This window comes from Exilibacterium tricleocarpae, assembly GCF_007004655.1.
Classification (GTDB): domain Bacteria; phylum Pseudomonadota; class Gammaproteobacteria; order Pseudomonadales; family Cellvibrionaceae; genus Exilibacterium; species Exilibacterium tricleocarpae.
Genome location: NZ_ML660108.1, coordinates 62345 through 72822, shown reverse-complemented (window position 1 = coordinate 72822; position 10478 = coordinate 62345). Strand labels below are relative to the sequence as shown.

Annotated in this window: 8 protein-coding genes; 4 read left to right on the top strand and 4 right to left on the bottom strand. The window is 53.8% G+C overall.

The annotated features are described in order from the left end of the window. Positions 1-602: 602 nt before the first annotated feature. The 4 genes from FKG94_RS24540 to FKG94_RS24525 form a co-directional block, all read right to left on the bottom strand. Positions 603-827: an MbtH family protein gene (locus FKG94_RS24540; RefSeq protein ID WP_142929599.1), complete on the bottom strand. Its 225-nt coding sequence runs from the start codon at positions 825-827 to the stop codon at positions 603-605. A 161-nt stretch (positions 828-988) separates the two neighbouring features. Then, the gene (locus tag FKG94_RS24535; RefSeq protein WP_142929598.1) at positions 989-3112 is read right to left on the bottom strand and encodes an AMP-binding protein; all 2124 of its coding nucleotides are present in this window, start codon (positions 3110-3112) and stop codon (positions 989-991) included. A gap of 120 nt (positions 3113-3232) precedes the next feature. Beyond that, positions 3233-3952, bottom strand: coding sequence for a 4'-phosphopantetheinyl transferase family protein (locus FKG94_RS24530; protein WP_142929597.1), 720 nt, complete (start codon positions 3950-3952; stop codon positions 3233-3235). A gap of 294 nt (positions 3953-4246) precedes the next feature. Next, a complete protein-coding gene (locus FKG94_RS24525; protein ID WP_142929596.1) occupies positions 4247-4732 on the bottom strand; it encodes an RNA polymerase sigma factor in 486 nt (161 codons plus the stop codon). Between the two features lie 591 nt (positions 4733-5323). Between FKG94_RS24525 and FKG94_RS24520 the strand changes: the two genes are divergently transcribed. The 4 genes from FKG94_RS24520 to FKG94_RS24505 all read left to right on the top strand — a co-directional run bounded on the left by FKG94_RS24520 (position 5324) and on the right by FKG94_RS24505 (position 10469). Continuing rightward, complete coding sequence (locus tag FKG94_RS24520) at positions 5324-6199, top strand: helix-turn-helix transcriptional regulator (RefSeq protein WP_142929595.1); 876 nt, start codon at positions 5324-5326, stop codon at positions 6197-6199. Between the two features lie 94 nt (positions 6200-6293). Continuing rightward, on the top strand, positions 6294-7514 hold the full coding sequence (locus FKG94_RS24515; RefSeq protein ID WP_142929594.1) for a cytochrome P450: 1221 nt from the start codon (positions 6294-6296) through the stop codon (positions 7512-7514). 194 nt (positions 7515-7708) lie between these two features. Further along, positions 7709-10027, top strand: coding sequence for a TonB-dependent receptor (locus FKG94_RS24510; protein WP_179957807.1), 2319 nt, complete (start codon positions 7709-7711; stop codon positions 10025-10027). Continuing rightward, positions 10008-10469 (top strand): GFA family protein, encoded by a 462-nt coding sequence (locus FKG94_RS24505; RefSeq protein ID WP_142929592.1) that lies wholly within the window; start codon positions 10008-10010, stop codon positions 10467-10469. Before FKG94_RS24510 ends, FKG94_RS24505 begins: the two co-directional genes overlap by 20 nt. Positions 10470-10478: the final 9 nt, after the last annotated feature.

The window sequence follows — 10478 nt, the reverse complement described above, 5'->3', positions numbered from 1 at the left end:
ACCATTATTCATATTTATGTAAAAATTTTGATGCAAACTGCTCACAGCTTGGATAAGAAGTATAAATTTGATAGTAAAATGGAGATCTATATTTCTCGTTAGAAGCTAATATGGTGCCTTATTTTACCGCCATTGAAAATCGATAAGTTTAACGTATTATTATTACGAATTTTGTGCGCCAAACTTATCAAGGGTAGAGCGGATATACATGAGAGGACATATCCTCTATATGGTCTTAAAAGTTGAGCCTGCTGCTATACGTGTCAAAGTTTATACTTATACCACCCTAGAATTTTGCAAATAATATAGCTATTAATTGTATTTTGACCTTCTTATAGAAAATGGAGCCTCCTATTTATATACTTTTCAGGCAAAAGAAAAAATTTTTTAGTTTTCTCATCTAATCGCCACTTATCCCGTTTTAAATACGGTAGAACTACCACTATTACAAAGAGTGGTGACGTTTTAACTCAGATTTAATCAGTTCATGGGTTTAGTACATGAATAGAACAATCATATTAATTCTCTGTATTAGAGAGCTGATATCAAGGGGTATTTACAGCGGCAAAGAAGAAATATGAATCAAAGCTTAATATCACTAATTAAGAAACCCTCTCCACATCTTTTTCCATAGCCTCCCTCAAACTCTTAGGCCGCATATCCGTCCAAACTTCGTTAATATGAGCCAGGCACTCATCCTTGGGCCCTGTCACCCCAACCTTCTCCCAACCCAAAGGAAGCTCTTTATTCTCCAGCCAGATAGAATACTGCTCCTCATGATTAACCACCACATCATAAATCCGGGTATCTTCCTCTTCGTCATACATTTCGACGTCTCCTTTTTAGGTAAAATTTTTCAATCTATTACAGACACTGCCTGTCACATCTTTTAGAAAAACAACTACAGACTCTAGCTCTTAATAGCACGTATACTAATTTCGAATCTACCAAAGGGTCAAAGCCTATATGCTGAATATTTAGAGGAGACCTAACCTGCCAATTCCACGCTACCATCCGGCAAAAACTTAGCCTTATCCCCGGTCTTATAAAGGTACTCATTGGAGTCTTTTGCAAACGGACTTGTCACAAATCGCGCCTCGGTTAAACTCACCCGACCCAAGTAACCCTGCGCCAGTCCGGCACCACCCACATACAGATCACCCACCGCACCCACCGGTACCGGCCTAAGCAATTTATCGAGTATATATATCTTTCCGTTGGCAATAGGCCTGCCAACAATGGGGACGTCCTGCCACTTTTTGATTGGCGCTTCAAACAAGTAAGATGCGGCAACCTGTAATTCCGGTCGAGAATACTGCCCCATCAATTTGCATTTCGACAGTCGAGAAAAAAAACTTTTTATTTGCGGCGAAATAGCAAGCGGCGCCCCACCTGCAATCACCTCTCTTAATGCCTCCTGCGCCATAAATTTGTCACTGTCGTCAGACACAACTTCTCTGGCCTCGCAAATCGATTGCAAGGTACTGGCTCCCAAAAATATCCGCTCTATTTTTTCCTGCAGGATAAACCGCCACAACGACGCATAATTTCCACTGCGCTTTTTCGGCGCCAACACTAAGGAGCCACCACTACACCAAGTGGCAAAAATTTCCTGAAAACCCATACCGCAGGTTATCGGGTTGAGCAATAATGTCTTTGATCCTGTTGTACAACGGGACACACCAACCTGCCATTGAATCAAGTTGACCAATGCTCGATGCGGCATAACCACTGCAATGTCGTCAGCCGCCGCGGACTGCGAATACAGGGCGTAGGCCATATGCTCGGGTTCTATCGGCGTGATAGGATTCTTATTTGCCCAGGCGCCACCAACCCATTCGGTGTTGGTATCCAGGTAGAGGTTTTGCGGCCCTTGCTCCGGCAGGAAGCCTTTCAGTCCACTTAACGTCAATAAAGTTTTTATATCCGCATACTTTATGCGGCACGCTAATCTCTCTTTGCCATCGGCGACATCCAAAGGCACGTAAGCACCACCAGCCTTTAAAATCCCCAACAACCCAACCAGCATATCCAGCGAGGGCTCCACACACAGCCCAACCCTGACATCCGGCTTGACGCCCAAATCAATTAAGTAATGCGCCAACTGGTTACTCAAACGATTCAATTCAAAATAGTTGACTTCCTGGTCGTCGTAACAAATAGCCACAGCATTGGGGGTTTTACTGACTTGCTCTTCAAACAGATGTTGTACGCAGTGCGTCTCCAGAAAGGCAACCTCGGTTCGGTTCCACTCCTCCACAACCTTATGGCGCTCCTCTAGTGATACCAGGGACGTTACCGGACGACGTTTGATTTGAAGCTCAGGCTTCTGCTTCCAGGGCAGGGGCCTCCATATGTTGTAGTCGGCATAGTCAACCGAAACGACCCTTAAAGGCAGCAGGGCATCCCCGGTAAAGGTATTGTATAGCGCCAACCATTCCTGTAACAAAAACCCCCAGGATCTGTCATCGAGAATAAGGCGATGAAAAGAAAAGAGAATAATCTGCCGATCGACAGACTTGCCTGCCCCCCGATCCGAAAACTGCAGAACGCTGACGCGAAATAAGGGACCTCGCGCCAGGTCATAGCGGCTCTGGGCATGCTCTTTCGCTATATGCTCCAGGTTCTCGCTGATACTGGCAACACCGCTCTTACCCACCGTCACCAGCGGAATATCAACCGCAAACGGCGCTCTGACCACCTGCATAACCTCACCGGTGCCGGTGTTTTTCAGGAGGGTTCTCAACGACTCGCGCCGTGCGATCAACTTATTCAGGCTGCGCACCAGCAGTGGCAGGTTGACCTGGGCCTCTAGATGAATTTTCACCTGGGCGTGGTGAAGGTAATGGGGCCTGGCACTTTTTTGCGCAAACCACAGCGCCTTCTGTGCGGCAAGCGCGGGAAATTCCTTACCCGTCAGGGGCGGAAATTCATGTACCACCGGCTCCTTGCGCTTAAGCCAATCAAGCAGGTCCTGCTCCCGCTCGCGAATCAGGCTTTGTAACCCGGGCGAAATACTACCGATATCTTTCTTAGCACTTAACCTGCCGCCATCAGCCGAGAGCCGAATACCCTGTTCCGAAAGTAAACTGGTAACTTCCCGCAATTCCATCACTTGCTCTACACCTCTCGCCAGGTCTGCACCGGCGCGGCCGGCGCCTGGATCCCCTACAATAGGGGAGTCGATTGGATGATGGTAAAGCGACGGGTATTGATGGAGCAAAAAGTATATTTAAGATATTTTCCGCGTAGATTCTGCTGGCAATGCATTCTCCAGGCAGGCCATGGTGAAGATCTCATCGTCATATTTGGCGTATAAGATCTCAAAGTCAGTGCCGCACTGCCAGTTTGAATTCAACGTTTTCAACAGGCTCAAGGTCACAGCATTGGTGCCTACCCGCTTTATATAGAGGTCTTGAAACTCCATATATTGTTGCGTTGTCGGATACAGCGCTTTGTACAAACTCTCTTTGGCCGAGAAGGCCAGCGTGATAAAAAACCCAGTGCCACACTGCCGCAATTCTTCGCACTCAAGGTCCTGATCCGCCAATATCTGGTGCTGAAGTTCCTGCGCCTGGGGAAAGGCCATCAGCTTTTCGAAATCGATACCGAGGCCTATATATTCTTTATCACTGGCGACAATCGCCGCGGCGCGATCCTTACTGTGGGTGATCGACCCGACAACACCATGGGGCCACTTGGGGCTGCGATCCGGATTGATATCGATGCGGGAATCGGTGCCGAACACATTCACCAGCGCCCGACTGCTGCAATACCGGCCGGCCAGGAATTCTGATTTCCGTTTCGCAACGGCATTAAAGAGTGTTGCCGGTTGATGCACGCCGTAGCGCTCAAAGGCGAACTCGGTAAACTGTTCCGGGCGAAAATGACAGCCGCAGTACCCTATTTTTGCCAGCGCGACAGGGGGTGTAAAAGAGATATCGTATAGCACGTCCAGGTATCTAATTCGATGTCTTTGAATGAAGGGATATTGTAAGCCTTTTTAGTAAAGGGGCTACCCCATATTTTTGGAATATTGACCCCATGTTGGAACACACTCCACAGCCGCTCAATCTCCCGGTAAGCGTGACAGTGGTGGGCGAGGTCGGTGTTGAGCCTGGCCCTGCGGTCATCCCTGTCGGCTTGGATGCGATGCCCGAACCGCAGCAAGACAAACCAAAACCCGGCACACGCCTCAATCGTCGATATTTTGACGCCAGGTGCGAAAGGCTTGCGCCGGCCATGGTTAGGGGTCCTGGGTCAAATGCTTGAGCTGCACCAGGGCTTTCATCATATGCTTCTCCACCGCGCTGACACTGATGCCGCAGCGCTTGGCAATTTGACTGTAACTCAAGCCCTCATAGCGATTGAGGACAAACACGGTTCTCACACTGGGACTCATAGAGTCGAGGGCCTGTAGAAAGCGGGCATAAAGCTGATCACTGCTGAGGGTTAGCTCGGGCGACACCTGATCCCCTTTGGCGTAGGCCTCGTCAAAGCTCACATGCTGATTGCGCAGACGCACTCGATCTCGTCTCGATTTGTCTTTGAGCACACTCCAGGCCACGGTGTAGAGGTAGGATTCCGGATAAGGATCAACAGGTTCGTGGCTGCTTTTCAATATTTTGCAAAATACTTCCTGGGTCAACTCTTCGGCGTCCCAGGGGCTCTGCTCACGCCTGTTGAAAAAGCTCAACAAGGCCCCCCGGTACTGAGCTACAAGTTTTCTCATAAACAGAAGCTCTTAAGACATGGTGGTTCTATGGATTACTGCCCCCTTCCCAAGGTTCCAGCTATCAAAACTACGCCCATGTACAGTAATAATTATTGATTAGAATACCCCATCTCACCAGCCATGTGGACCTGGAGACCGGGGGGTGGCAAAAATTGTGACAGGAACAACAGAAAATTTTGACACTAAACAGGTATACTAACGCGGCTATATTTCTGCATGACAGTAGGCCTCATGAGTAGATACCACCACCTGAGTCCCGGATAGTGGGGTACAAGTGAGGTCGAGATGTGGGATGACATAAAACGGCCAGGTTATCTCGCTCCCGTGAAAGCTGCCACCCTGGTGAACAGGAATAATGACCCACATGAAAAAAGAGGCTGCCAGCAGTATTCTGCCCTATTTTTGCGTCTTCCCACTTACAGTTAAGTGCCGTTAATTGTATTATTCATGGTTCTTTATAAGGTAAAAAAGGTCAAAGTGCGCACTGAAGTAGCCGGCACCGGTTACTGATGGTAAAAAGTGTGCACTGGAGTAGCCGCTGAGGATACCGCGTTCGGCGACGTAGATACCTCTGGAGGGGTTAACACTATGACAGAGCCAACTGGACCCACCACGAGCGCTCCCCGGGATAACGCAAAGACGGATATGCCCAAGCCCCAGTTAGCACAAGACGACGCCAGCATCGCCGCCACCATCGATCAGATCGCCTTTTACCGGGACCTGACGTCCGCCAAGGATATGTCGGATTTTATGACCCGAATTCTGGGTGTAGTCAATCGGCTGGGCTTTTCCGACTATTCCTTTGCCCGCCTGGCCCTCAAAGAAGACGTCGAGCGACCCGTCACCACACTGCCGGAGGAAATGCCGAAAAACTACCGGGAAGAGGCCTTCTATGAACACGATATGCTGCTCGACTACGTAGCCGGCGGCAATACGGCCCCACTGTTCCAATCGCAAATCGGCAAGTCCATTGACCAGGCCCCCTTTCTCACCGAGACTTACAAGCGCAACCGGGACATACTCAACTTCAACTGGAGCTTTGGTTATAACGACTCCTACCTGATTCCCATGCACGCCCACAACGGCGGCGGCCCGGTTTTGTTTTCCATCACCTCCAAGGATATGAAGATAGAAGAGTTCCAGCGCCGCACCAATCTGTGCAAACCGGTGCTGCATTTATTGGGGGAAGCGGTGGATTATATCGGCACCACCAAGTTTCCGCGCTTCTTTCTCGGCCACGCCGATCAGCGCGATATCGTAATTACACCGCGACCGCTGCTGCTGTTGAGCGCACTGGCGCGGGAGGACTTGACCCTGAAGGAAGCAGCAGACAAACTCGGCATCAGCATCGATACCGCCAATAAACATATCGCCGCCGCCAAACGGGCCCTGGGGGTAAACACCCAGGCGGCAGCCATATACGGTGCAATTAAAGAAGGTCTTATCAATGTCGAGAGCGATTAGGGGACACCTGTCCCCCGCGGCCTGCAGTCCACAACAGGTCGTCAACCCCTGTGACCTCAGCCCGTCTATGCAGTGACCGAGGAGCGGCCCCGTCATGTCTTCCCCACCCCGTCCCGGCATTGCCTTTAACTCGGCGGCGCACCTCGCCGACCCGTTTGCCACCTATGCCACCCTGCGCGCCCGCTATCCGGTTTGCCGGGTGGAGCCCGACGGGCTCTGCGCTATTACCCGCTATGACGATGTGCAGTTTGCCATGCGGCGCCATGATATTTTCTCGTCCTCCGGCTTTAAACCACTGCTGCAGCCGGATTGGCTGAGCGAGGAATGCAACCGCGGCGGCTTTATGCTGGCGGAGGACCCACCGGACCACACCAAGCACCGGGCCATCGTCAACAAGGCCTTTGTGACCCGGGTGGTGGCCGAGCTGATCCCCCTTATGCAGCAGCGCGCCGGCGAGTTGGTGGAAGCCATACAGGAAAAAACCGATGCCGGGCGGCCGGTGGATTTCGTGCAGGATTTTTCCTATCCCTATATCGGTAAAATCATCGGCCGTATCACCGGCACCGAAGAAACCCAGACCCTGGAAGAAATCAGCGATTGGATCGCCCATCTGGAAACCATTCCCCCAACCCGCCCAGACGACGCTTATATCGAGGAACTGGAGGCCGTACTGATCAAACAGAACGACTATTTCCGCTCTATTATCCGGGACCGGCGGGCAACCCCCCGCGCCGACCTGGTGACGGCCCTGGTGCAAGCGGAGGTGGACGGGCAGAAGCTTACCGACGACCTGCTGCGCCAGTCGTTGGATTTATTTCTCGGCGCCGGTTTCCAGACCACCATCCAGACCCTCAACCACGCGATTATGCAGCTCGCCCGCCAACCGGGCCTGATGCACGATCTGCGCTCGGCACCGGCGCTGATACCGGCTTTTCTCGAGGAGGTGCTGCGCTTTAACCCGCCGGGGCACTGCGTACTCAGAAAAACCATGGAGAGCGTAACACTGTCGGGGGTAACCCTGCCTGCCGGGCAGTATGTACTGGTGGTAGTGGCCTCGGCCAACCGCGACCCCGAGCACTTCCCCGATCCCGATACCTTTGATATCGCACGCGAAAACGCCAAACAACATATGGCTTTTGGCTACGGGATACACGCCTGCATCGGCTCGAATCTCGCACGCCTGGAGCTTAAAATTGCGCTGGAAACTATTTTACAGCGCTTCAGCGAGGTCAGTTGCCCGGCCGATGCCGAACTGCCCTGGATAGACTCGTTTTTAAGCCGCGGTGTTACTCAACTGCCGCTGCGGTTTCAATAACGAAAGTACTGGCAAGAGTAAAGCAAAAATAAAGACAAAGGTTTCTTAATATTGTCCATCCGTCACCCCCGCAGCGGCGGGAATTCACAGACCCGTGCCCTGATTTACTCGATTTGCGGTTGAGTAGACACAGCGATGTGCGGCAGTGACGGTAGAATACAACTATGAAAACATTGAATAAGGCGAGACATTGGATGCATAGGCAAAACCACCCCGGCCCCATCGCCCTGGCCCCGGCGCTGCTGCTGGCCGCCATCGCGCAGGCAACAGGTGCTGACGTGAGCGCTGACAGAACAAACAAAGAAACAAGCGGGGCGCACGCGCTGGAAGAGGTCATCGTTACCGCGCAGAAGCGCGAGCAATCGTTGCAGGAGGCCCCCATCGCCATCTCGGTGCTGGGCGCAAGACAGCTGGAGGTGCAGGGCATCAGCAGCCTCGACGCGCTGGGCGATGGCGCTATCCCGTCACTGCGCGTGCAGCCGTTTGCCAACACCCCTTCCACCCTGAATATCGCTATTCGCGGTAACGGCCCTGCCGACGTCGGCCAGATAACCCGCGAATACCCGGTGGCGATCTACCTGGACGGCGTCTACCTCGGCCGTGCCCAGGGCCTGGGTATGGACCTGGCCAGTCTCGAGCGCATCGAAGTGTTAAGGGGCCCCCAGGGTACGCTGTTCGGGCGCAATGCCACCGGCGGTGCCGTCAATCTGATCTCCCAGGCACCCACCGGCGAGTTGGGCATTAAACAGGTATTCGGCTCGGGTCGTTTTGACGAGTTTCGCAGTGCCACCCATATCAACCTGCCGGAATTTGCCGGTATCAGCGCCCGCTTCGACTACCGCCACGCGAAACGCGACGGCTGGGTCGACAACACCGCCCCCGGCGCGGCGGACTACAACGAATACGATAAGGACACCGCCCGCCTCAGCCTGCGTTGGCAGCCGCTGGATGCGTTTACGCTGGACTACGCCTATGACTACTTCGATGTGGAGGCAGCACAGAACTACCTGCAAATGTACGACGACAGTATTATCGGCCTGATCGATCCCACCGGCAGAGAGCGCCAGCGGCAACGGGAAACCCGGTTCCCCATCGCGTTCCTGGAACCGACAGTGACCGAACAGCAGGCCCACACCCTGACCGCAACCTGGGACATTAGCGACGGGCTTACCCTCAAGTCCCTAAGCGCCTATCGGGAGCTGGACGAGGCGGTCCGCAATAATTACGCCGGTGTGTTTTACTTCAACGGCCTGGTATTCCAGGAGGACATCGAACAGGAGCAGATTTCCCAGGAATTTCAGTTGATCGGCACCGGTGAGCGCCTCGAGTGGCTGGCCGGGCTCTATTACTTCAAAGAACAGGCCGAGGACGCGCAGCAGAACCTTTTCACGCTCGACACGTTCGGCTGCCTGACCGGCGAGCCGCTCACCCCCATTTTGCCCACCAATGTATTCACCACCTGCGGCCCGGGCGGTATCATTTTGAACAGCGTGCCGCTGCCGCCAACCCTGGTGGACGCCGACTCCGAATCCTACGCCGCCTACGGCCAGGCCACCTGGACACCGCCGCTGCTGCACGACCAACTGGACCTCACCCTGGGACTGCGCTACACCGAGGACAGAAAATCCGGCACCCGCGAGCAGTTCGTCTTCGAGGACTTCGCCGACGACTGGGAGCACTTCGATTTTGCACTCACCATGGACTACCACTGGACACCCAATATCTCCACCTACCTCAAACGCAGCACCGGCTATCGCGCCGGCGGCGTCAGCCTGCGGGCCTCACGCTTCGAGCCCTACGATGAGGAGGTGGCGAGAACCTCGGAGCTGGGCCTGAAGTCGGAGTTCTGGAACCGGCGCCTGCGCTTTAACGCCGCGGTGTTCGCCACCGATTACAAGAACATGCAGATAGACTTTGCCGACCCCGGCAATATCGAAGTCATTCAAACCATCAATGCGCGGCGCAAAGTCAGCGTCGACGGTCTCGAGCTCGACCTGACGGTAACCCCGATACAGGACCTGGTGCTGGGCCTGAGTTACACCTATCTCGACGGCGATATGCCGCCGCAACCCAATCCGCTGGCAACACCACCGCCCGCTACCGATCCCGACGCCGTCCCCGAACCCGTGCTGAGCAGCTTCAAGCTGACCCAGACACCCAAGCACGCCGGCGCCGTCACCGTGGACTACAGCTTTGCGCAGGGTCCCTGGGGCAAAGCGAGTGCACATTTCAATGCCACGTCCACCGACAGCTACGCCTACCTGCCGCTCGGCTTCCAGCGCTTTGATGCCTACACATTGTTCAACGCGCGCCTGACTATCGAGGACTTCAAACTGGGTAACAGCAGGGGTGGATTTACCCTGTCCCTTTGGGGCAGAAATATCACCGACGAGAAATACATTGTTTACGCCGCGCCGGTAGGCGGCCAGCCGGGGGGGCCGCCCCCGACGGCCATCACCCAAGTTTTTGGCGCCCCGAGGACGCTGGGTATCGATGTCACTTTTGAAATGTGAGGTTATAACCGCCGCTGCGGACCGAAAGAGCCTCTCAATAAACGGCAGTTGTGTGTGCGGTGCGATTGAGTTCGAAGCCGAGTTGATTCCCGGCATGGTTTTTAACTGCCATTGCAGCCGCTGTCGAAAATCCCACGGCGCCGCGTTTGCCACCCAGGCGTTTGCCCGGCGCGAGACGCTGCGTTTTATCCGCGGCAAAGAACACTTGCGGGAGTATGACTCCACCGGCGGTATTCGCGCCTTCTGCAGTCACTGTGGTTCGCGGCTGATGAATTTCGCCAAAGACGGCGGTGACTACCTGAGCATCGCCCTGGCCTGTGTCGACAGCGCTCACGATGCAAAGCCCGTCGCCGATGTCTGTGTCAACAGCAAGGTAGACTGGCAACCGCTTAGCGACACCATCCCCTCTTATCCGGAACTCCCCGACGATATCGCGGAGTAACCTCAATCA

Bases quoted from the DNA above. Each gene is read 5' to 3' on its own strand.
- FKG94_RS24520 (WP_142929595.1), top strand. From the start codon at position 5,324: ATGACAGAGCCAACTGGACCCACCACGAGCGCTCCCCGGGATAACGCA.
- FKG94_RS24505 (WP_142929592.1), top strand. From the start codon at position 10,008: ATGTCACTTTTGAAATGTGAGGTTATAACCGCCGCTGCGGACCGAAAG.
- FKG94_RS24515 (WP_142929594.1), top strand. From the start codon at position 6,294: ATGTCTTCCCCACCCCGTCCCGGCATTGCCTTTAACTCGGCGGCGCAC.
- FKG94_RS24535 (WP_142929598.1), bottom strand. From the start codon at position 3,112: ATGGAATTGCGGGAAGTTACCAGTTTACTTTCGGAACAGGGTATTCGG.
- FKG94_RS24510 (WP_179957807.1), top strand. From the start codon at position 7,709: ATGCATAGGCAAAACCACCCCGGCCCCATCGCCCTGGCCCCGGCGCTG.
- FKG94_RS24540 (WP_142929599.1), bottom strand. From the start codon at position 827: ATGTATGACGAAGAGGAAGATACCCGGATTTATGATGTGGTGGTTAAT.
- FKG94_RS24525 (WP_142929596.1), bottom strand. From the start codon at position 4,732: ATGAGAAAACTTGTAGCTCAGTACCGGGGGGCCTTGTTGAGCTTTTTC.